Raw genomic sequence first — 273 nt, 5'->3', positions numbered from 1 at the left:
TGGTATCGCCACGATCAGTAATACAGGCCTGGTAACAGGTATTAGTGCCGGCACGGTGCGCATCAGTTATACGGTGATTAATGCAGCGGGTTGTAGTGATAGTGTAAGCAAAACCATTGTTGTATCTGCCATACCGGTGATTGCTCCAATAACCGGGCCTGACAGTGTATGTGTAGGTCATACGATTAATCTAAGTGAAGCAACCGCTGGCGGCAGCTGGTTAAGTAATAATAGCGGCATCGCTACGATCAGCAGTGGAGGCCTGGTAACAGG

The 273-nt window shown here is 49.1% G+C and carries 1 protein-coding gene; it reads left to right on the top strand.

The genetic code is table 11. The annotated features are described in order from the left end of the window. The coding region (locus GD597_RS21775; protein ID WP_216368673.1) for a hypothetical protein at positions 1–273 on the top strand (273 nt) is incomplete at both ends.

The sequence above is a fragment of the Limnovirga soli genome (genome assembly GCF_013106755.1).
Lineage (GTDB): Bacteria > Bacteroidota > Bacteroidia > Chitinophagales > Chitinophagaceae > Limnovirga > Limnovirga soli.
This window is presented reverse-complemented; position numbering and strand designations above follow the sequence as displayed.